This window comes from Sinorhizobium sp. 8-89, from assembly GCF_030124325.1.
Lineage (GTDB): Bacteria > Pseudomonadota > Alphaproteobacteria > Rhizobiales > Rhizobiaceae > Sinorhizobium.
Genome location: NZ_JASKLR010000031.1, coordinates 15,969 through 36,584, shown reverse-complemented (window position 1 = coordinate 36,584; position 20,616 = coordinate 15,969). Strand labels below are relative to the sequence as shown.

Annotated in this window: 16 protein-coding genes; 6 read left to right on the top strand and 10 right to left on the bottom strand. The window is 61.9% G+C overall.

Annotated features, from left to right (window positions below):
- Positions 1-42: 42 nt before the first annotated feature.
- The 4 genes from QN219_RS29990 (at position 43) to QN219_RS29975 (ending at position 4,450) form a co-directional block, all read left to right on the top strand.
- Entirely contained in the window at positions 43-1,287 is a 1,245-nt protein-coding gene (locus tag QN219_RS29990; protein ID WP_284004059.1) for a Gfo/Idh/MocA family oxidoreductase, read from the top strand.
- A 228-nt stretch (positions 1,288-1,515) separates the two neighbouring features.
- Positions 1,516-2,283, top strand: coding sequence for a 3-hydroxyacyl-CoA dehydrogenase (locus tag QN219_RS29985; protein WP_284004058.1), 768 nt, complete (start codon positions 1,516-1,518; stop codon positions 2,281-2,283).
- 500 nt (positions 2,284-2,783) lie between these two features.
- A complete protein-coding gene (locus tag QN219_RS29980) occupies positions 2,784-3,203 on the top strand; it encodes a DUF1236 domain-containing protein (RefSeq protein WP_284004057.1) in 420 nt (139 codons plus the stop codon).
- Positions 3,204-3,376: 173 nt separating this feature from the next.
- Positions 3,377-4,450: an AI-2E family transporter gene (locus tag QN219_RS29975; RefSeq protein ID WP_284004056.1), complete on the top strand. Its 1,074-nt coding sequence runs from the start codon at positions 3,377-3,379 to the stop codon at positions 4,448-4,450.
- 61 nt (positions 4,451-4,511) lie between these two features.
- Here QN219_RS29975 and QN219_RS29970 read toward each other — a convergent pair whose 3' ends face one another.
- A complete protein-coding gene (locus tag QN219_RS29970; protein ID WP_284004055.1) occupies positions 4,512-5,003 on the bottom strand; it encodes a LysR substrate-binding domain-containing protein in 492 nt (163 codons plus the stop codon).
- Here QN219_RS29970 and QN219_RS29965 point away from each other — a divergent pair.
- Positions 4,939-6,405, top strand: a complete 1,467-nt coding sequence (locus QN219_RS29965) for a catalase (RefSeq protein ID WP_284004053.1) — start codon at positions 4,939-4,941, stop codon at positions 6,403-6,405. The two genes, QN219_RS29970 and QN219_RS29965, sit on opposite strands and share 65 nt — an antisense overlap.
- A gap of 121 nt (positions 6,406-6,526) precedes the next feature.
- Here the strand turns inward: QN219_RS29965 and QN219_RS29960 are convergent, their stop codons facing one another.
- The 9 genes from QN219_RS29960 to QN219_RS29920 form a co-directional block, all read right to left on the bottom strand.
- On the bottom strand, positions 6,527-8,143 hold the full coding sequence (locus QN219_RS29960) for an SMc04171 family calcium-binding repeat protein (protein ID WP_284004051.1): 1,617 nt from the start codon (positions 8,141-8,143) through the stop codon (positions 6,527-6,529).
- A 331-nt stretch (positions 8,144-8,474) separates the two neighbouring features.
- Positions 8,475-9,551: a sn-glycerol-3-phosphate ABC transporter ATP-binding protein UgpC gene (locus tag QN219_RS29955; protein WP_284004050.1), complete on the bottom strand. Its 1,077-nt coding sequence runs from the start codon at positions 9,549-9,551 to the stop codon at positions 8,475-8,477.
- Positions 9,548-11,806 carry a glycoside hydrolase family 2 protein gene (locus QN219_RS29950; RefSeq protein ID WP_284004048.1) on the bottom strand — a complete coding sequence of 753 codons (2,259 nt, stop codon included), beginning with the start codon at positions 11,804-11,806 and terminating at the stop codon, positions 9,548-9,550. The genes QN219_RS29955 and QN219_RS29950 overlap by 4 nt, the downstream gene beginning before the upstream one ends.
- Before the next feature lie 8 nt (positions 11,807-11,814).
- Positions 11,815-12,636 (bottom strand): carbohydrate ABC transporter permease, encoded by an 822-nt coding sequence (locus QN219_RS29945; protein ID WP_284004047.1) that lies wholly within the window; start codon positions 12,634-12,636, stop codon positions 11,815-11,817.
- Positions 12,633-13,532 (bottom strand): sugar ABC transporter permease, encoded by a 900-nt coding sequence (locus QN219_RS29940; protein ID WP_284004046.1) that lies wholly within the window; start codon positions 13,530-13,532, stop codon positions 12,633-12,635. The genes QN219_RS29945 and QN219_RS29940 overlap by 4 nt, the downstream gene beginning before the upstream one ends.
- A 93-nt stretch (positions 13,533-13,625) precedes the next feature.
- Positions 13,626-14,900: an extracellular solute-binding protein gene (locus QN219_RS29935; RefSeq protein ID WP_284004045.1), complete on the bottom strand. Its 1,275-nt coding sequence runs from the start codon at positions 14,898-14,900 to the stop codon at positions 13,626-13,628.
- A 113-nt stretch (positions 14,901-15,013) separates the two neighbouring features.
- A complete protein-coding gene (locus QN219_RS29930; RefSeq protein WP_284004044.1) occupies positions 15,014-16,048 on the bottom strand; it encodes a LacI family DNA-binding transcriptional regulator in 1,035 nt (344 codons plus the stop codon).
- 216 nt (positions 16,049-16,264) lie between these two features.
- Positions 16,265-17,764 (bottom strand): FAD-dependent oxidoreductase, encoded by a 1,500-nt coding sequence (locus QN219_RS29925; RefSeq protein ID WP_284004043.1) that lies wholly within the window; start codon positions 17,762-17,764, stop codon positions 16,265-16,267.
- Positions 17,765-17,913: 149 nt separating this feature from the next.
- A complete protein-coding gene (locus tag QN219_RS29920; RefSeq protein WP_284004041.1) occupies positions 17,914-18,849 on the bottom strand; it encodes an AraC family transcriptional regulator in 936 nt (311 codons plus the stop codon).
- Positions 18,850-19,043: 194 nt separating this feature from the next.
- Here QN219_RS29920 and QN219_RS29915 point away from each other — a divergent pair, with 194 nt between their 5' ends.
- Positions 19,044-20,510, top strand: coding sequence for an alpha-glucosidase/alpha-galactosidase (locus tag QN219_RS29915; RefSeq protein ID WP_284004039.1), 1,467 nt, complete (start codon positions 19,044-19,046; stop codon positions 20,508-20,510).
- The last annotated feature ends 106 nt before the right edge of the window (positions 20,511-20,616 follow it).

Below are 20,616 nucleotides of genomic sequence, written 5' to 3'. Positions count from 1 at the left end.
TGCGTCGCATCCGGTTCCGCAAAATACATTCGGGAGGAGAGAATGACTGAGCTGCCAAGGCAGACGCTGCGGGTGGGATTCGTCGGAACCGGCTTCATCGCCCATTTTCACCTGAAGTCGATGATCGGAGTCCGCAATGTGGAGGTCACGGGCGTCTATAGCCGCAGCGCGGAAAATCGCGCGCGCCTGGCAAAGGAAGTCGAGATGCTCGGGCTTGGCAAGTGCCGCACGCATGAAAGCCTCGACTCGCTGCTCTGCGCCGAGGACATCGACGCAATCTGGATCCTTTCGCCGAACTACACGCGGCTCGACGTGATGCGGGCACTCCACGCGGCGGTCACGGCGGAGCGCAGCAAGGTCTTTGCCGTCGCCTGCGAAAAACCGCTGGCACGCACGGTTGCAGAAGCCCGCGAAATGCTGCGGCTTGCCGAGGACGCCGGTCTCAACCACGGCTATCTGGAAAATCAGGTTTTCTGCACACCGGTTCTGCGCGGCAAGGAGATCATCTGGCGCCGTGCAGCCTCCACCACTGGCAGACCTTATCTCGCACGCGCCGCGGAAGAACATTCCGGCCCGCACGAGCCATGGTTCTGGCAGGGGGACAAACAGGGCGGCGGGGTGCTCTCCGACATGATGTGCCACAGCGTCGAGGTGGCGCGTCATCTCCTGACTGCGCCCGGCGCGCCGCGCGGTTCACTCAAGGTCAAGGCGGTCAACGGCACGGTCGCAAACCTGAAATGGACCCGCCCAAACTATGCGGATCAGTTGCGTGAGCGGTTCGGCAAGGACGTCGACTATCGCAACCGCCCGTCCGAGGATTTCGCGCGGGCGACGGTCACGCTCGAAGATGAGGACGGCAACGAGTTGATGATCGAGGCGACGACATCCTGGGCCTATGTCGGCGCCGGCTTACGCATCCAGCTTGAGCTTCTCGGCCCGGAATACGCGCTGGAATACAACTCGCTCGGCACTGGCTTGAAGATCTTCATGTCACGCGCCGTGAGTGGCTCTGAGGGCGAAGATCTGGTCGAGAAGCAGAATGCCGAGCAGGGGCTGATGCCGGTGTTGGAGGACGAGGCCGGCGTCTACGGCTACACGGATGAAAACCGGCACATGGTCGAATGCTTCCGCAAGCGGCAAAAGCCGATCGAGACCTTCGAGGACGGCCTCGCCGTGGTGGAGATCCTGATGGGGCTCTATCGCTCGGCGGAGATCGGCGCGACGCTCAAGTTTCCTGCGCCGGAACTGGAAGATTACGTGCCGATCGTGGCGCGAACCGGAGCGTGACGGTCCGCTCCCCCCGGTCCTCCGACGGCACGTCCAGTGGTAGTCCCCCTACAGCGCCGTGCGTCTTATCAGACACGCAAAGGACACTGTCGCCCTTTGAATTGCTCCATGTTCTTGTCCTTAAATCAGCTCCGATTTAAGGAAACAGTAGGATTCGCAGCGCAGCGCGAGACGGGAGGATGAGACGATGCAGGAGAAATCGGGCCCACGGCTTAAAGGAGCGCGGCCATGCTGATCCGGGACAAGGTCTTTCTGGTGACCGGGGGCGGATCGGGTCTCGGGGCGGCCGTCGCACGCGCCCTTGTCGCCGATGGCGCCTCCGTCGTCATTGCCGATGTCAATGTCGACGCGGGCTCCGCGATGGCGGCCGAGCTTGGCGAGAACGCGCGTTTTGCGCCGACCGACGTGACAAGCGAAGCGGAGGGCGAGGCGGCCGTCGCTGTGGCCCTTGAGAGCTTCGGACATCTCCACGGGCTGGTGAACTGCGCCGGCATTGCGCCTGGCGAAAAGGTGCTCGGGCGCGACGGGCCGCATCGGCTCGAAAGCTTCACCCGGGCGATCGGCATCAATCTCATCGGTACCTTCAACATGATCCGCCTCGCCGCCGCGGCAATCGCGAAGGAAGAGCCGGATCGCGACGGCGCCCGCGGCGTCATCATCAACACGGCCTCGGTTGCCGCATTCGACGGGCAGATTGGCCAGGCCGCCTATTCGGCATCGAAGGGCGGCGTCGTGGCGATGACGCTGCCGATCGCGCGCGAACTCGCACGCTTCGGCATCCGCGTCGTCTCGATCGCGCCGGGCATTTTTGAAACGCCTATGATGGCCGGCATGCCGCAGGAAGTGCAGGACTCGCTCGGCAAGAGCGTGCCGTTCCCGCCACGCCTCGGCCGCCCGGCGGAATATGCCGCGCTGGTGCGGCATATCTGCGAGAACGACATGCTGAACGGCGAGGTCATCCGCCTCGACGGCGCCTTGCGGATGGGTGCGCGCTGAGGATCGGCTCGATGATGGGCCGTGTGGATGAGCAGACCGCGCCGCCTGAAATTTCGCCGATCGGTCAACCCGACGGGGAGAGCATCGCGAACACGAATACCGTGAGCACTACGATCAGCACCATGAAGCTGAGAACGCAAATCTCGCGCATGCGGCAACCTCCGCCGACGATCAAACCTCGTCGGCGCTCCCGGGTTCCGCATTTTTGACGAAGCAGAGATGAAGGTCCCAGAACAGGGCAGAAGGGACTATTGGGGCGTTGCTCTGGGACCCTCGCGCGCGCCCGCTGCGGCGTTGGGGGTAACCCGCCGCAGGCGCTCAACTACAGCAATATGCGCCGGGAGGAACATTCCGCAACGGGCCTAGGACCTCTGGCTGTGCCGCATCGGACTAAGGTCTGATACCCCGCTTTTTTGGCTGTCTTCGGCGAGGAGCGCTGGAACATCTCTTCAACGCAACGGGTTGTTTTGTGGAAGGGATGCATAACTGGAGGACCTCTGATGAAAGGTGTCATCATCAAGAGTGCCATCGCCCTGAGTCTCGGACTAGGTTCGATTGCTGTTCCCGTCGCAGCGCACGACACATCTGAAAATACCACCGTGACCGGCGCCGCTGGCGGAGCCGCCGCCGGCGCGGTCGTTGCAGGGCCGATAGGTGCCGCCGTTGGAGGAGTCGCGGGAGCGATGGTCGGCGCGGCAATAGATCCACCGCCGCCAAAGGTCATAGAGTATGTTGAGGCCCAGCCGCTTCCGCCAAGTCCGCTGGTCCTTAAAGAAGAGATAGTGGTCGGCAAGCCGGTGCCTGAAACGGTTCTTCTGACCCCCGTTCCCGAGGACAAGCGGTATGCTTATGCCGTCGTCAATCAGAAGCGCGTAATCGCTCACCTGAGGACCCGTACGGTGGTTCAGTTGGTCCAATAAACGGGGCTCGCCCGACGAGCGACGCGGATTGGGCCATGGCGAGCTTGCAGCGCGACGCAGGTCCGCCAACCGGCCAGGTCGCAGTGAGCGCGGGTGCCGAGCACTACGCAGGAATATTTTGACAAGTCCGTTGCCATGGCACCAAACTGCCGGAAACGGAGCGGTCTCACGCGATGGCGAAGAATGTTTCGGTGCAGGCAACGATAGCTCCGGATCGGTTGCTGACGACGCGGCGTTCGCGAGCGGTCGCGCTCCTGGTCGCGTTCGCGGTGGGAGCAGTCGTTTGTTATCTGCTTGCGGTCCCCTTTTTGCCGGCCCTGACTTGGGGGCTGGTCCTCGCAATCATGTTCCATCCGCTTCACCGGCGTATCCTGAAGGATCTCCGCTATCCGGGACTCGCCGCTGCGATGACCGTGGTAGTCGCCGCTTTTATCGTTGTCGTACCCATTACTTTCGTGGCGGAACGGCTGGTGAATGAGGCGGCGAGGGGTGCGCAGATCGTCGCCGACGCCCTGAGGTCCGGCAACTGGCGCGAGGCGCTTGCCAGTTATCCGCGGATCGCGCCCGTTCTCCTATGGATGGAGACGCAACTCGATCTCGCCGGCCTTGCTGGCAACGCCGCGACTTTGCTCACCAATTACAGCGCACTGTTCGTGCGCGGCTCGGTGGCCCAGATCATCAATATCGTCCTGACTTTCTATTTTCTGTTTTATTTGCTGCGCGACGGACACGAAGCGCTGGCCATGCTCAAGAATTTCTCGCCGCTTGCGCCCGAAGAGATGAACAGGTTGTTCGTTCGCGTGAGCAGCACCGTCCACGCCGTCATCTTCGGAACCTTTGCCGTCGCTGCCGTGCAGGGCACGTTGGGTGGTCTTATTTTTTGGCTTCTTGGCCTGCCGTCGCCGCTGGTCTGGGGCATGATAATGGGCCTGCTCGCGATAATGCCGGTTCTCGGCGCCTTCGTAGTCTGGGTCCCGGCCGCGCTGTCTCTCGCCCTGAGCGGCGAATGGGAGAAGGCGCTGGTCCTTTTGGCGTGGGGTGCAGGCGTCGTCGCGACGGTGGACAATCTGCTTTATCCGATCCTCGTCGGAGACCGCCTGAAGCTGCATACAGTGGTGGCCTTCATCGGCATGATCGGCGGCATCATCGTATTCGGTCCAGCGGGCGTCGTCATCGGGCCAGTTATCTTCACGGTTATGCTGCTGCTGCTGGATATTTGGCGCGAGCACAACAGGGAAAGCCAATAATCAGACGGTGCCGGGTTACGCGCGCGATCCAACCGGGCGGAACGGCCCGCAGGCTGCGCGCTTACGCCGGTGTTCGTTGGCTGTCGCAGCCAATTGCGGCGCGTCCTCGTGGTTCGTCGGAATGCAAATGCGGAGTGACGGTATTTTGCGAACTCGAGTAGCCGATCACATCGACGCCATCCACCGCCTTGATCGCCGGAACAACAAAGTCCGCAAAGGCCCGCACCGCCGGTCGCATGAATTTTACCGACGGATAGGCCATGAAAATATCAGCCGATCGAACTTCATATTCCGGGAGAACTCGAACCAAGCGACCGTTCTTCAGTTCATCCGAAATCAGAAGGTGCTGGACGGGGCCTGCGACTTTGCCGCTGAGAAGTGTGTTGGTGATCACCTGAGCATTGTTGGTCCTCAAGACCGGACGAACAGGCAATTCAACCGTTTCCGATGCTCGGACAAGCGTCAGGGTGTCACGGGGGGAGTTGCATATGACCGATGAAATCAAGAGGCCGCCGCTGACCCACGCTTCGGGCGCGCCTGTCAGCGATAACATCAACATCCAGACTGCCGGACCTCGCGGCCCCGCTCTCTTGCAGGATGTCTGGCTGATCGAAAAGCTCGCTCACTTCTCCAGAGAAGTCATTCCGGAACGGCGCATGCACGCCAAGGGCGCGGGCGCCCACGGCACGTTTACCGTCACGCGCGACATCACTCGCTACGCAAAGGCGAGGATCTTCTCTCAGATCGGCAAGCGGACGCCGATGTACGCCCGCTTCTCGACCGTTGCTGGCGAACGCGGCGCGGCCGACGCCGAACGCGATATCCGCGGCTTTGCCCTGAAATTCGACACGGAAGAGGGCAATTGGGACGTCGTCGGCAACAACACGCCGGTCTTCTTCTTCCGCGATGCGCTGCGTTTCCCCGATCTCAATCATGCCATCAAGCGCGATCCGCATACCGGCCTGCGCTCGGCCGACAACAACCGGGACTTCTGGTCGCTGCTTCCCGAAGCGTTGCACCAGGTGACGATCGTGATGAGCGAACGCGGCATTCCGAAAAGCTTCCGCCACATGCACGGCTTCGGAAGCCATACATACAGCTTCCTCAGTGCGACCAATGAACGAACCTGGGTCAAGTTTCACTTCCTTACCCAGCAAGGCATCCAGAACCTGACGGACGCGGAGACGGAAACTCTGGTCGGCAAGGATCGGGAATCGCACCATCGCGATCTGTTCCAGAGCATCGAAAGAGGCGAATTCCCGCGCTGGACGCTCTTCATTCAAGTGATGACCGACGAGCAGGCCACTGCTTTTCCGTTCAATCCTTTCGATCTCACCAAGGTCTGGCCGAAGGGCGAATTTCCATTGATGGAAGTCGGATTTTTCGAGCTCAACCGCAATCCCGACAACGTCTTTGCCGAGACGGAACAGGCTGCGTTCTCGCCGGCAAACATTGTGCCCGGCATCGGCTATTCGCCGGACAAGATGCTGCAGGCCCGACTGTTTTCTTATGGCGACGCGCAGCGCTACAGGCTCGGCGTCAATCATCACCACATTCCGGTCAACGCGCCGAAATGCCCGGTCCACAGCTATCACCGCGACGGCGCGATGCGCACGGACGGCAATCTCGGGGGTACGCCGACCTATTGGCCGAACAGCCGCGGCGAGTGGACCGACCAGCCGCAACTCAACGAACCGCCGCTGGAGATTGCCGGCGCGGCCGCACATTGGGATCACCGTGTCGACGATGACCACTATCAACAACCGGGCAACTTGTTCCGAAAGATGAGCCCTGCCCAACAGCAGGTGCTATTCGACAATACCGCACGCGCCATGGGTGACGCCAGGGCCGAGGTGAAACAACGCCATATCGACAACTGCGCCAAGGCCGATCCGGCCTATGGCAAGGGCGTTGCAGACTCGGTCGCGAGATTGGTCGCGACCGAGCGCAAGTAAGCCGAGGGGGAGGCGGCTCCTGCCGCCTCCTATCCATTTTCAGGTTTTGCCCCGGCATACGCGAGGACAAGTCGCCATCTCATGTCACGACCGGCCGCCGATCGTGGACTGCACGATGACGCTAGGCGAAGATGACGTCGTTTGCCGAGAGATCGGAGAGCGAAAGGTTGTCCAGGAGGAGGCCAAACGTCTGGGACTCGTTGAAGGCGATGTAAAGCCCGTCCTCCGTTTCGGTTGCTGCGGCGATGAGGTCTGCGAAGCTGTCGATGCGCGTGACGGAAGGCGCGTAGCCGCCGAAGCGCAGTATGTCGCCGCTTTCGGTGTCGAAGTCGGTGATGCGGTCGACGCCCGTGCGGGGAGATGTATCAGACGTCCACAGGAACGTATCGGCGCCGGCGCCGCCTGTCATCACGTCGTCGCCCGCCCCGCCCCAGAGCAGGTCGCTGCCCGCCCCGCCGTCGAGGCGGTCGTTGCCACCGAGGCCGGCAAGCTGGTCGTTGCCGGCAAGGGTGCGGATCGTGTCGGCGCCGGAGCCGCCCTCCACCTGAAACGTCTCTATATTGGCGAAGATCAGCCTCGAACCGAGCATGCCTGCCGCCGCGTCGAAGTTGACCGCTTCTGAAAGTGACCAGGTGACGTGAAGCGTATCCTGACCCTCCCCGCCGTTGATGATGCCAGCGGGAGCACGAACAAGGATCAGATCGTCGCCGTCGCCGCCGTTGATCACCGTGTCGCCGTCGTCGATGCTCGTTCCCGAGTCGTGAATCTCATCGTTGCCGTCGCCGCCCACCATCACATCGTTGCCACCGACGCTGATCACGATGTCGTCGCCCGCGCCGCCATAAAGGGCGTCGTCGCCGCTTCCGGACTCGAGGTGATCCCTGCCGCTGCTGCCTTCAACGTAGTTGTCGCCCTCGCCGAGATGGGCATAGAGGGAGGCGAGATCTCCGCCGATCACGGTATCGTTGCCACTGCCGAGATGTATGCTGGCGACCTCTATGCCGCTGATCAGCGTGCCGGTCGAGGCAAATCCCCGCGCGAAGTCGACGATCAGGTCCTCGCTCCTCGCTTCATCGAACAGCGAGAGCGTATCTGAGCCTTCCCCGCCATCGATCACCGCGGAAGCGAGCGTGGTCGTGATCTTGTCGCTGTGATTGCCGGCAAAGATACGGTTCGCGCCGCTCCTGTCGACGATGATGTCGCCGCCGTCGCCAGTGGCGATCGTGTCGTCGCCCAACATGCTGGTGCCGTCGTCTCCGTCGGTGCCGTAAGGGCCTACGATGTCGTCTCCGGCGCCCGTCGAGATGATGTCGTCGGTGGCCGCGCCGAAGATCCGGTCGTTGCCGCTCCCGGTGGTCAGCACCAGTCTCTCGATCCGGTTGAAGAAGATATGTTCCCAGTTCGATGTACTGTAGCCGATGATACCGTGGCCGTGCTCGCCGCTGAACCGGACGGTGGTGCTGACGCTGGAGAGGTCGATCACCAGACTGTCGAAGCCTGCTCCGCCTGTGATTGCACCCCCTGTGCCGATCAGGGTGATCTCATCGTCGCCGTCGCCGCCATCGAGCCGGTCGTAGCCGCTCGTGCTCGTCAGGAGATCGTCTCCCGCGCCGCCGTCGACCAGATCATCACCATTGCCCGCATCGATCGTGTCGGCGCCGGTCAGCCCCCAAATGCGATCCTTCTCGTCCGTTCCAAGTATCGTATTATCTTCAGTTGTGCCGACGATCGTGGCCATGCCCCATTCTCCCTAAATAATGAATAGGATTCATAGCGTGTATTAATGCACTTTTGAATCGAGAATATAAATTTATGAAAACAATACTTAATGATGTAAATATATGTTATTTTAGTTCAAACTTAGAATTACAATGTATCTACATTATACTGAAATCACGAACGGGGCGATTTACGATACCGCCATGGTCGCCGCTATCGCCGAGCGCAGCTATGGGCCCTGGCCCAACTCTGTCCAAAGCGGCACACGCACGCAAGGTGCTCAGACGGGGGCGTGTCCTCCTGCGCCGACGTCCCTTCGGCGATTGGAGTCCGGACTAGCTTTCGAGTCGCTACCGCAGGCGCTGGCCGTTCGCGTCGAACACCAGAGCGCAGGCCGGATCGAAGCGGGCGGCGATGCGCTCGCCGGATTTGAGGCCGCGGCCGTTCTTCGTTTCGATCACGACGAGATCGCCTTGGCCCTGGCGGGCATAGGCAAAGGTCTCGCCGCCGAGATGTTCGAGCATGTCGATCGTGAGATCGAGGGCAGCTGGCCCGGTCTCGTTGAAATGCTCCGGGCGGATGCCGATGGTTACGGGTGCGCCCGCTGCACCCACTTCGACCGCGACCGGTATCGTGACGTCAGCAAAATCCGGTAGCCGGGCAATTGTCCGGCCGCTGCCGTCAGCTTCCAACACCCCCCTGAGGAAGTTCATCTTCGGCGACCCGATGAAGCCGGCGACGAAGAGATTGGCGGGATCGTCATAAAGGTCCAGCGGCGAGCCGACCTGCTCGACCACGCCGCCGCGCATCACCACGATCTTGTCGGCAAGCGTCATCGCCTCGACCTGGTCATGGGTGACGTAGACGATCGTGGTCGCGAGCGTCTTGTGGAGCCGCGCGATCTCGATGCGCATGTGCACGCGCAACTCGGCGTCGAGATTGGAAAGCGGTTCGTCGAAGAGGAAGATCTTCGGGTGCCTGACGATCGCGCGGCCGATCGCCACGCGCTGGCGCTGTCCGCCGGAAAGCTGCTTCGGCTTCCGGTCGAGCAATGGATCGAGTTCGAGGATTTTCGCTGCCTCGCCGACGCGGCGTTCGATCTCCGCCTTGGCGACGCCGGCGAAGCGCAATGCAAATCCCATGTTTTCGCGCACGGTCATATGCGGATAGAGCGCATAGGACTGGAAAACCATAGCGATGCCGCGCTTCGACGGATCGACATCGTTCATCCGCTCGCCGTCGATCGCGAGGTCGCCGGAGGTGATCTCCTCGAGGCCGGCAATCATGCGCAAGAGGGTCGACTTGCCGCAGCCAGACGGGCCGACGAACACGACGAACTCGCCCGACTTGATGTCGAGATCGACGCCCTTGATGACGTCCAGACTGCCATAGGATTTGCGGATGCCGCTGAGTTGCAGGTCACTCATGCGCTCGCTGCTCCTTCGGCGGAGAGCGCCAGCTTTGCCGAGCCGAGACGTGACGAAGCGACGGTGACGTCAATGGCGCCAGCTTTCCCTGTCGACTCCAGCCAGAGGCCGGTAGAGCCTCCCTGCAAGACGATCCTGCCCGGCCCGATAAGCCGCGCCGGGCCTTCAACCGTGATGTCGACGGCATCGTTCAGGAAGGGAAGGATGTTGCCGGCCTGATCCAGCGCGCGGACGATGACGCGCACGCTGTCGCGGCCTTCGGCACGAAGCGTCCTGCTGTCGGCCTCGACCTGCAGGGTGGTCGGAACGGGATCGGCGACCATGCGCAGACTGGCCACGGGCTTGCCGGCGATGAAGCCGGTGAATTCTGCGTCCTCCCATTTCATGCCCCAGACGCCGAGCTCGTCCTTGGTGAAGTGGCGATGGTCGATGACGACCGGCGGATGCGGCAGATGCGGGAAATTCTGGCGATCGGGTCCGACGCGTTTTGTGAGCGAGCCGTATTTCAGCTCGACCTCGTCGCAATTGGTGAGCACGATCAGCGGCAGCACACCGCCGATATTCCGCTCGCCACGCGCCCAGAAGGTGACCGGCTTCATCACGACTTCTTCCGAAGGATCGCATTGGCTTGCATAGACGTAAGCCGCGAACTTCGGCTCGCGGAACATGTCCATGACGCCGTGATAGCAGATCCGGTCGCCGGAGCCGAAATCCTTGTGGGTGTTGTAGTCGAACATGCACCAGCCGATCGCGCCGGAAATGCCGGGATCGCCATGGGCGGCGTTCAGCACTTCGAGGTGCCGGCGCACATGTTCGGCCTGACGCTGCTCCTGATCGTAGATCTTCGTCGGGAACATGTGGCCGCCGAACTCGGTGATGAGGTAGGGCACCTTGCGGTCGAGGCCGGTGCACTCCTGCTGCGGGCGAAGGGCCGTGCGCGGCCGGTTCGCGCCCGGCAGTTCCTCGTTGCCGAGGATGAAGTCGTTCATCGTATAGACGTCTTCGAGGAACTCGCTGTCGGTGATGTAACGCACGCCGCCGGTCTGCCGCGTTGGGTCGAGCTCGCGCGCCAGCCGGTTGGTCTCGACGTAGAAGTCGTGCGAATCCTGGGACTCGTTGATGCGTACGCCCCAGATGACGATCGAGGGATGGTTCCAGTCGCGCTCGATCATCCGGCGGACGTTCTGGATCGCCTCCTCTTTCCACACCTTGCCGCCGATATGCTGCCAGCCCGGAATCTCCTCGAAGACGAGCAGGCCGATCCGGTCGCAATGATCGAGGAACCATTTTGATTGCGGATAATGCGAGGTGCGAACGAGGTTGCAGTGAAGCGTATTCTTCAGGATTTCCGCGTCGCGCTCCTGGGCGCTGCGTCCCATGGCGTAGCCGACATAGGGGAAGGATTGGTGGCGGTTGAGGCCGCGGATCTTCAGCGGCCGGCCGTTCAGCCGGAAGCCTTCCGTCGTGAACTCCGCCGTGCGAAAGCCGAAATGCGAGGAAAGCAGGTCGCGGCCGTGATCGGTCCTGAGCTGCACCTCGATCTGGTAAAGCACCGGATCGTCGATATCCCAGAGCGAGAGCCCCGTGAGGCCGCTCATTTCGAGCGTGACGCTTTCGCCGCGGGTTTCGCCGACCGCCTCGGCCAGGAGTTCGCCTTCCGCGTCTCTCAGGAGCGCCGTCACCGTGCCGGAGAAGGTAAGCCCTTGCGGATTGGAAAGATCGCAGCGAACGGCGACGGACTTCGCCTCTGCGTGCACGTCGCGCGGTTCGATCTTGATATTGGCGATGGCGACCGCGTCAGCGATCTTCAGCCAGACGTCGCGATAGATGCCGGCATAGGTGAGATAGTCGATCCGGCCGCCGAAGGGCGGGATCTCCGGATTCTCGCTGCCGTCGATCTTGACAGTGATCAGGTTGTCGCCTTCGCGAAGCTTGCCTGTGAACCGCGCCTCGAACGGCGTATAGCCGTCCTTGTGCGCGACGATCTCCTCGCCGTTCAGATAGACGACGGCATCCGCCATCGCGGCATCGAAGACGAGAGAGACTTCGCGGTCTGCGAATTCGGCGCGCCAGGGCAGCACCCTTTGATAGGTGAAGGCGCGCTGATAGGACGTCTCGTCGAAATAGTTGAACGGAAGCTCGACGGCATTGTGCGGCAGGCTGACAGCCTGGCCGGCCTTGAGCGTGCCGGCTTCGGCAGCGGTAAAGCCCTCGGAAAAGAACCATGAATCGTTGAACGAAGTAACAGAGCGCATCATCATTCCTATTTGACTGAGCCCAGCATGCCCTGGACGAACTGACGTTGCATGAAGAAGAAGACGGCAAGGGTCGGAAGCGTTGCCAGCACGGTTCCGACCATGACGACGCCGTAATCGGGGTAATAGGCGGAGGCGAGTGAAGAGATGACCAGCGTGATGGTCTTCGTCTCGTTCGACTGCAGCACGATCAGCGGCCAGAGATAGTTGTTCCAGGCCGTCATGAAGACGATGATGAAGGCGGCCGCATAGGTGGAGCGCATCACCGGCACGTAGATAAAGAGAAAGATCTGCCATTCCTTGAGGCCGTCGACCTTCGCGGCGTCGCGCAGTTCCGACGGAAACGCCTTGGTGCTCTGGCGGAAATAGAAGACGATGAAGGCTGAGCCGATCGAGGGCAGCACGACAGCGATGTGCGTGTTGATGAGACCCATCTGGCCCATCATGATGAAGAGCGGGATCATCAGTGCCGCAAACGGGATCATCAGCGTCAAGAGCATGGCGCGATAGAGGCGTTCGCGGTGGCGCGAGCGGAATATCTCGAAGCCGTAGCCGGCGAGCGACGAGACGGCGAGCGTCAGGACGGTTGCGAGGATTGCGATCTTGGCGGAATTCCAGAACACGAGCGGTGCGTTCACCTGGGTGAAGAAGGTGTTGATATTGGCTGCGAGCGCGGCGCCCGGCAGCACCTTTCCCTTGATGATGTCGATCGACGTATTGGTGGCGCCGAGCACCATCCAGACGAAGGGAAAGACGGAGAGAAAGGCCATCAACCCCAGGAAGCCGTAAGTGAGAAGCGCGCCTGCCGCGCGTCCGATGCCGTTCGTCATTTGTCGCGCTCCCGGGCTGCAAAGAACTGAAGGAAGGCGAGAAGCGCGACGAGAACGACGATGACGTAGGAGACCGTCGCCGCGTAGCCGAAATTCGGCATGAAGCGGAAGGTGAGATTGTAGATGTAGAGCGACAGCGTCAGCGTCGCATTGGACGGTCCGCCCCGGCCTTCGGTGAGATTGTAGACCTCATCGAAGAGCTGCAGTGTGCCGATCGTCGAGATCACCGTGGTGAAGAGGATGACCGGTTTCAGGAGCGGGATGGTGATGTGGATGAAGCGGGCCCAGGCCGGGACGCCGTCGATGCGCGCCACCTCGTAGATCGACTTGTCGATGTTCTGGAGCGCCGCGAGATAGAAGATCATGTTGTAGCCGGTCCAGCGCCAGGTAATGGCGATGATCACGAGCACCTTCGCCCAGAAGGGATGCGTCAGCCACGGGATCGGCGAGGAGACGATGCCGAGCGCTGCAAGCGTCGAATTCACGACGCCGTCGGTCGCGAACATGCCCTTGAACAGCACCGAATAGGCGACCAGCGAGCTGACGCAGGGCAGGAAGATCGCCGTGCGGAACAGCCCGCGTCCGACGAGCCGCGGATTGTTGAGGATCGATGCAAGGATGAGCGCCAGCACGATCATGATCGGCACCTGCACGACGAAATAGGTCATCGTGTTGGTGAGCGCCTTGATGAACACCGGGTCGTTCCAGAGACGGACGATGTTCCCGAAGCCGACGAACTTCATCATCATGCCGCGGCCGGACTGGAAGGACATCCAGAGCGACCAGACGATCGGATAGATCATGAAAAGGCCGATCAGCCCGAGCACCGGGGCGACGAAGAGCCAGCCATTAACGTCGTAGTAGCGGCCGATGCCGCCGCGGCGTGCGGGAACCATCATCATCCTCACGGGTAGCGAACGAAAACCAGTCAGCCGCGTGTCAGCCGCGGCCGGAAGCGTGGGCGGTCGCCCGCCCACGTGCCTATCCGCTCACTGGATCTGCGCGCTGACCTCGGCGTCGATCGCCTTGAGAACGTCGTCGACGGGCGTTCCCTGTGTCAGCGCCGGAAGCTGTGCGGTGACGGCGGTATCCGCCTCGTTGGTGAAGATGCCGTAATTCACCGACGGCACCTTTGCCAGCCAGTCGGAGAAGTTCTGCCAGACCTTCTCGCCGCCGAAGAAGGGATCGGCCGCCTCGTAGGCCGCGCCGCCGCGCGCGGCGAGGAGTGAGCCTACGGCGCCGCGATCCTGCAGGATCGTCTGGTAGAAATCGACGTCCTTGGCGTAGATCTCGTTGAGGAAGTCGATCGCCTCCGCCTTCTCGGCCGAGCTTTCAAGCACGTACCAGCTCGATCCGCCAAGGTTGGAGGCGTGTGTTGCGCCGTCGATCGCAAGCTTCGGAATAGGCGCGACGCCCCATTTGCCGGCCTGGTCCGGCTGCGCCTTGACGGTGCCGGTGATCCAGACGCCGGTGACGACCGCCGCTACATCGCCGGAGGTGAAGGTTCCGACCCAGTCGGACCAGCCGGCGGCCGGCTTGTAGATGTTCGCCGACATGATCTTGCCGACGGTCTCGAGTGCGGCCTTCAGCGCCGGGTTGCCGGTGATATTGGTCTTGCCGTCCTTGTCGAAATACCATTGCCCGGCCGACTGCATGATGATGCGGACGAGGCCGGCATCGTTCGGGTCGAGCCCCATCATCTTCTTGCCGGTCTTGGCCTCGACCTGCTGGCCGATCTCGATGAAGCGATCCCAGGTGAGGTTCTGCATCTCTTCCGGCTTGAAGCCGGCCGCCTCGATGTAGTCCTTGCGATAATAAAGCCCGGTAACGCCGGAATCGAAGGGCATGCCGTAGACCTGGCCGTCAACGGTCATCACCTCGACCTTGTAGGGAGCGAAGCCGGAGTAATCGACGGTGCCGGAGAGGGCCGCGAAGGCGCCGGGGAAGGATTGCAGATATTTCTGCGCGCCGTAGTCCTCGATCAGAACGATGTCGGGCAGCGCATCGGCGGTGCCGGAGGCAAGACCCGTCTGAAGCTTCTGCTCGACGTCGGTCTTGGCGAAATCGACGACGTTGAAGGTGACGTCCGGATGGGTCTTCGTGTAGCGGGCGCCGGCCTCCTTCATGATCGCGACGTTGAAGTTCGGATCCCAGCACCAGATGGTGATTTCCTTCGCCTCCGCGGCGGTCACCGCCAGGAAGCTCACGCTCGCCAGTGCAAGACCGGCGATGCGTGGCAGATAGGCACGCGCCAGATTGTCCATTGTTTCCTCCCGGAATTTTGTGTTCCCCGAGACAGTCCTCCCTGTCTCGCCGCGGAGTATTTCTTAAAATTCTGAACGGCGCAATATTTTCAGTAAATTTTTACCTCGGTTTTTCACTCCGCCGCGGCGGCGGCCGGTGCCGGCGTGCTGCCACGCCAGATGATCTCGGTTCCGAGAACGACCTTTTTGGCGATCTCGCGCCCCGAAAGGCGCTCAAGGAGCAGGTCGACCGCCGTCTCGCCGATCAATTCCGCCGGGATCTTCACGGTGGACAGCGGGGGACCCAGAAACTGGGCGACGGGAATGTCGTTGAAGCTCGCTACGGCGACGTCCTGCGGGATCCGGAGGCCCATCTCGTGGATCGCCCTGTAGGCGCCGAGGGCCATGTTGTCATTGCAGGTGATCAGGACTGTCGGCGGATTGGGCTTGGTCAGCATCGCTTTGGCGAGCGTATAGCCGCTGTCCGGTGTCATTCGCTCGACCATGCACAATTCCGGATCATAGAGGCCGGCCTTGGTCATCCAGTCGATGTAGGTGCGGCAGCGACGTTCCGCATGGATGTTGTCGGGGCCGTAGAAAGCGTCGATCCAGCCGATGAAGCCGATGCGGCGATAGCCCATGCCGTGGATGGCTGTCAGCAGCCGGCTCATGGCGAGGGAAACGTCACTCAGCACGGCGTCGTCTACGTCTCCGGCAGGCGCATAATCGGCGAATACCAGATGCCGGCTATGGCGGCGCAGCCACTCGAGCTCGTCGCCATAGTAGTGGCCCACGGCCACCACGCCCGAGGCTCCCTCCAGCATCGTCGCTTCGGGAGCGCTTCCGGTCAGGAAGACCTTTACGACCTCGCTTTTCAGCGCCTGGCAGCGGCTTTCGATGCCGAGCCTGACGCCGACATAATAGGGATCTGCAAGTTCCTGGGCGGGATCGAGGAAATGGACGAGCGCGATCTTCAGCCCGGCGCCGCCGCCCTGAGCCGCGGCGCGGATGCGGTTGCGCGGTGTCGCATAATTGAGCGCCTCGGCGGTCTCGATGATCGCCTGGCGCTTGCTGGTGGAAATCGACAGCGTCGGATCGTAGTTCAAGACCCGCGAAACGGTCGCCGATGATACGCCGACCGCCGAAGCGATTTCCTTTATCGTAACCATGTTGCACTTGTCCTCGTCTCAGCCGCCCACGATTATCAGGGATCATCGGTCGATGCCACGCGGCAAACGTGGGGAACACGATCTTGGCGCGAGCGCACAAGTAAATTTTTACTAACGCTGCGCCATTTGCAAGCGGCAGTTTTGGAAACTTGCCCCCGAGACAAGCTCAAACTGTTGAAATCCGATGCGGATGCGCTTGGTTGCCGGACGGCTCGTTCATCCGGTGCTGGCGGAGCCGAGGGGCGCGGTGGCGGGTCCGTGCATGACTTCTCCATCGAGACCGAAACGCGATCCGTGGCAGGGACAATCCCAGGTGCGATCGGTCTCGTTCCAGCCTACGATGCAGCCCATGTGCGGGCATACGGCCGACACGCTGTGCACGCGGCCCTCATCGTCCCTGTAGGCGGCAACATGTTTGCCGTCGATCCGCATGATAGCGGCCTGCCCTGGCGGAAGCTCGTCAAAGGAATGCAGTTTGCGAGACAGATAGCCGCCCACCAGGTGGGCGCCGACGATCGCGTTCTCCTTTACATACTGCGCGGCTCCGCCGAATACTGTCGTACGTTTGGCATCGAACAGCGATAGCCAGGGGTGGTGGTTGCCTGCCGCAAGTTCCGCCAGGATCATCGCGGCAGCGGTTCCGTTTGAAATCCCCCAGGCGGCGAACCCGGTTGCGACAAGGTAGCCATCTTTGGTTGCTGACCAGCCGACGAAAGGCAGCTTGTCGACAGACGAGTAATCCTCGTTGATCCATTGGTACTCGATGGGTCCCGAATCGAAGTTTTCACGCAGCCACCGCTGCAGATCCGCCATGTATCGACGCTCATCGTCGGTATGGCCCGGTTTAAAGCTTTCGCCGGCGACGATCGCGTAAACCTCTCCGTTTTCCCGCCTGTGGGTGCGGATCGAGTGGCCGGGCTGATCGACACTGATATACATGCCCGGCGGCGGGCTCTGGATACGCGCGGCGGCAACGGGCTCGGCATAGGGATGAGCCGCGGTGTAGAAGCCTCCGATCTGTCCGAGCGGGAGATGGGTCGCCATGATGACGTGGCGTGCGCCGACGCTACCCGTTCGCGTGACCACGCGCGTCGGCTCCCAATCCGTGACCGGGCTGTTTTCGAAGACATGACAGCCATCGCCGGGGATCGTTTGCGCCAGGCCCGCTACATATTTCGTCGGGTGGAACTGCGCCTGGCCATCGAAGCGTATCGCGCTCGATACTTCGAATGGCAGTCCTGTGTCGCGGGTGAGGACGGCCGGCAGGCCCAGGCGCCGCGCCACTTCTGCTTCCGTCTCTATACGATCGACCGACTTTTCCTCGCGGGTATAGACGAAGGCCGACTTCTCCTCGATGTCGCAATCGATCGAATGCTCTCGGGCGAGACTGCGGATCTTTTCGATGGCGCTCTGCTGCGCCTCGCCATAGAGGCGGGCGTGGTCCGCATCGAACTTCTGCTCCAGTGTCTGATAGATGAGCCCGTGCTGGGAGGTCATCTTGGCGGTTGACTTGCCCGTCACCTGCCGGCCCGCTTTGCGAGCCTCCAGCAGGACGACGCGCAGGCCCTTGTCCTTGAGGAGGCGTGCCGTCGTGCAGCCGACGATGCCGCCGCCGACAATGACGACGTCGGTGGTGGTATCCTGCTCCAGACGGGGAAAATCCGGAGCGTCGCAGGTCGCGTTCCAGTAGCTGCTTGAATCCGGTGCGTCGGGCATGTTTGTTCCTCGCGGGTGTAATCAGTCCGTACCGTGGGCCGGACCTTCGCATCCAACAGGGAACACCATGCTTTGTTCCTCAGGCGCCCAGCCCTCTCGCGGCGAGAGAGCCACCCCGCTTGCCTGCTTGCGAGCGGCACGCGCCGCGTTCAATCGCAAGCGGCAGCGAGCGTGGTCACGGACTCGCTTACCTTCTGAGCTTTTGCGGGCACGCTCGCATACATGCCGGTGGTGCGGAACTCGGTCGGGCTCGCACCGAAGACGCGGCGGAAGACCTTGGCAAAATAGTTGGGGTCTTCGAAGCCGGACATGATTGCCACTTCCTTGACCGGCAGGTCCGCGGTCTTGGTGAGGAGTTTCACCGCCCGCTGCAGCCGCTTCTGCAGAACGAATTCGGCCGGCGGCATGCCCTCGCTCGCCGCGAAGACGCGCGAGAAATGCGCGCGGCTCAGGCCCGAGACCTTTGCCAGTTCCTCGACCGGCAGCGGCTTTTCGAGGTTCGCCATGATGTGATCGATGACGTGATGCATGGTCCGGTATTCCTGGCTGAAGACCGGATGCGAGCCGAAGACGTCGTCATAGAGCGCCATCGCCGCCTCGTAGGCGATCGCCGATGCGCGACCCGGCGTCTCGCCGCCGGTGATCAGCCGCAGGCTGCAATCGGCGAGATGCTCGATCGTTTCGGGCTGCAGCTTCAACACCGGGCCCGTTACCGCCAGGATGGCGCGATGGATGCGTAGCGCCTCTTCGCCGTTCATCGATATCCAAAAGAATTCCCAACGCCCGCCATCCTCCAGCCAGTAGCGATGATTGTGCGGCACGAGCAGGAGCAACGTCTCGCCCTCGCGCAGACGATAGCTGCGGTTTTCGTAGCGCAGGTTGCCCGCGCCGCCGATCGTGTGCTGCAGCACGGTGAACGGCGTCTGGCCGCGCTTTCGTCCGTCCCAATTGTAGGTCGCGTCAGTCCTGACCTCATAACCCGTGCTGGTCGGCATCGTGTGCAGGCTCTGTCTTCCCCGCGGCAGCGAAACCGTCCGCATGACCGGGCCGTGGTCGATCAAATCTTGAAGCACAGAATTACCCATGAAAGCACAATACCTCTCTAGTCGCGCGGTCGATTATACACATAATGGCCACAGATCGCGCAAGACGGCCGCTTTTCCGCAGCGGGAAAGGGCCTGGGAGAGGAGGGGTCGCGCTTTGCGACCGGCGTCAATTCGATGAATTGATTTTACCCTTATAGCGCGAATTCTGCAGGACGAGGAGGGACAAGACGACCATGAGCCGCTTCAAGATCGCCATCATCGGTGCCGGCAGCATCGGTTTCACCAAGAAGCTCTTTACCGACATTCTTTCCGTGCCGGAGCTCCAGGACGTCGAATTCGCGCTGACCGATCTGAGCGAACACAACCTCGGCATGATCAAGACGATCCTCGACCGGATCGTCGAGGCGAACAGGCTGCCGACGCGGGTGACCGCCACCACCGATCGTCGCAAGGCGCTCGAAGGCGCGCGTTACATCATCAGCTGCGTCCGCGTGGGCGGGCTCGGCGCCTATGCCGACGACATTCGCATTCCCCTGAAATACGGCGTCGACCAGTGCGTCGGCGATACGATCTGCGCCGGCGGCATTCTCTACGGCCAGCGCAATATTCCGGTCATCCTCGACTTCTGCAAGGACATCCGCGAGGTCGCCGAGCCGGGCGCGAAATTCCTGAACTACGCCAACCCGATGGCGATGAACACCTGGGCCGCGATCGAATACGGCAAGGTCGACACCGTCGGCCTCTGCCACGGTGTCCAGCACGGGGCCGAGCAGATCGCCGAGATCCTCGGCGCCAAGGACGGCGAGCTCGACTACATCTGCTCCGGCATCAACCATCAGACCTGGTTCATCGACGTGCGGCTCAACGGCCGCAAGGTCGGCAAGGACGAGCTCGTCGCCGCTTTCGAGGCCCATCCGGTCTTCTCGAAGCAGGAAAAGCTCCGGATCGACGTGCTGAAGCGCTTCGGTGTCTATTCGACGGAAAGCAACGGCCATCTCTCCGAATACCTGCCCTGGTACCGCAAGCGTCCGGAAGAGATCACCAAATGGATCGACATGTCGGACTGGATCCATGGGGAAACCGGCGGTTATCTGCGTTATTCGACCGAGACCCGCAACTGGTTCGAAACGGAATATCCGCAGCTCTTGGCTTCCGCCGGCAAGCCGATCGATCCGGCGAAGCGCTCGAACGAGCATGCGAGCCATATCCTCGAGGCGCGCGAGACGGGCCGGGTCTATCGCGGTCACTTCAACGTCAAGAACAACGGTGTCATCACCAACCTGCCGGCGGATGCGATCATCGAATCGCCCGGCTTCGTCGATCGCTTCGGCATCAACATGGTCTCGGGCATCACGCTGCCGGAAGCCTGTGCCGCCACATGCATCTCGTCGATCAACGTCCAGCGCATGTCGGTCCACGCGGCGATATCCGGCGACATCGACCTTTTGAAGCTCGCGGTGCTGCACGATCCGCTCGTCGGCGCCATCTGCACCCCAGAGGAGGTGTGGCAAATGGTCGACGAGATGGTCGTTGCCCAGGCCGAATGGCTGCCGCAATACGCCCACGCGATCGATGCGGCGAAGGAGCGGCTCGCCCGCGCGACGGTCAAAACCCGCGACTGGAAGGGTGCGGCGCGCCGCGAGGTACGCTCGATCGAGGAGATTCGTCAGGAGAAGGAAGCGATGCGCGCCGCCGGCTGATCGGCGGTCGCGCGTCCGGCATCTGCGTGAGGAGACGCGGCTGCCGCCGGCGAGAGCTAGGAGGAGCGCCACCCGTCCCGGCGTGGCGATCAGTGGAGGGAGAACC